The sequence below is a fragment of the Nocardiopsis sp. JB363 genome (genome assembly GCF_900143625.1).
Taxonomy (GTDB): domain Bacteria; phylum Actinomycetota; class Actinomycetes; order Streptosporangiales; family Streptosporangiaceae; genus Nocardiopsis.
The window spans coordinates 1-1,747 of the sequence record NZ_FRFF01000139.1 but is presented as its reverse complement, the minus strand read 5'-3'; the positions used below and the strand labels follow the sequence as shown (position 1 = coordinate 1,747).

1 protein-coding gene is annotated in these 1,747 nt (G+C 66.2%); it reads right to left on the bottom strand.

Going from position 1 to position 1,747, the window contains the following annotated elements:
• Nucleotides 1-469: 469 nt before the first annotated feature.
• The coding region (locus tag BQ8420_RS22395) for an HNH endonuclease signature motif containing protein (RefSeq protein WP_087101135.1) at nt 470-1,747 on the bottom strand (1,278 nt) is incomplete at its 5' end.

The window sequence follows — 1,747 nt, the reverse complement described above, 5'->3', positions numbered from 1 at the left end:
CTCACGGGCCGCCGGGCTCCGCCCGGTCCGGCCGCAGCCGGCCGAATCCCTACCCGGCCGCCTGGTGTCCTCGTTGAGCGCGTCGCCACTACGTGACGGGTGCGGTAACGAAGGGCCCGCTACAGGCCGGGCTCGGGGCGGGCCGCGTCCCAGCGGTTGCCGGCACTGGTGGAGGTGGGCCGGTCACTCCCTAGCACCGCACCCGCAGCAGTATTGGTGCCAGCATGTGCGCCAGTACCGGTGCGGGGGTGCATGTGCTGGCGAGACCCCCAACGGGAGTCATTCTGTCCCTTGGATATGGCTCTGGGTGGGGATTCGGTGTGCGGGCATGCCGATATCCCCACAAGGCATGGCCTTTGGGGTCTAACACCCACCCAGGGGTGTTTTTCGAGAGGTGCGGGGGTCTGCTCCGGGTGCATCGTTCGGAGCGGGGCGGTGTTTTCGCCTGGTGGAAGCTGGTGCGGTGATGTTAGGCGGTGGCTGGTGCTGGCTCCCCCTCACCACCCTCACCGCCACCGTCCTTCTCGGTGTTCTGGCGGTTCTGGGTGTGGTGGTGGTCCCAGATCTGCTGGTTCGCCTTCACCTGCAACCGGTGCTTGAGCCGGTTGTGGGTGGAGCAGAGCAGCTGCATGTTGTCGGAGCTGGTCGCTCCGCCGTGGGAGAAGGCGATGATGTGGTCGAACTGCGACCAGCTACGCGGCATGTCGCAGCCTTCGTGCCACTCGCAGTGAAACTCCTTGTACCCGGCCGCCTGGCGGACAGGGTCAGGGGCACACCGGTGCTTCTGCCCCACATCCAGCAGAGTCTTGCCCTCGGCGTCGGTCAGGAACCTGCGCAACCAGCTCTTCGGGGTCAGGCGGGAGATCATCTGGTCGGGGATGACCACCCCGTCCTCGGTCACCGCAGGCTCCGCGGAGGCATCTCCCAGATAGCGCTTCAAAGGCACGGTGATGTTCAACGTCACCACCGGCTTCGGGGCCTTCGCGCACGTGCGGTGGGCCAGGGCGGTCTCGAAGATCCGCATCATCGCGTCATAAGTGCGCTGGTGCTTGGGGATGGCGGCGTTATCGGGCCCGTAGGGTTCGGTGTAGGCGTCCAACGCGGCCTGGATGAGCTGGTTGTCCGCACCCGGCCCCCACATGCGCAGCAGGAATCCGCCTTCGAAGGTCGGCGAGAATTGGGCGCCACGGTTATCGAAAGTCTCGTCGTAATCCCGGTCGGCTTTGTCGGGGTCCAGTTGGGCGACGAACCATTTCGCCGCGTCCCGCAACTGCCGCACCGACGCTTTCGGGCATTCCTTCTTATAAGCGATCAGCCCGAACTCCAACCGGGCCCGGAAACCCTCGACGTCGGGGTGCTGTGCCCGGAAGTCCTCATCGGCTGTTTCCAGGACCTTGGCCCACTCAGCGGTGGCTTTTTCGGTGGAGGTCGCGATCGCGCACGCCTCACCCAACGACAGGACCTCACCCTGGAACGCCTCGTCGACCAGCGGGAGCTGCTGGTGGTGCAGGGCACGGGCCAGGGTGGCCAGGTTGCCGGCCTCGGCGGGGGTGGTGCCCCATTTGTGGGTGATCCACGCTTTGAGGGTGTTCTGGCCGCCTTTTTCCAACACGACCCCGGAGGCTTCCATCCGCGCCAGGGCGGGGAGCATCGCGTAGTAGATGCGATCCATTTCCCCGTTGAGCCGCCCGCACTGTTCGAGCGCCTCGTCCTCGGCCCCGATCGGGATATCCCGGCCGGCGAATCC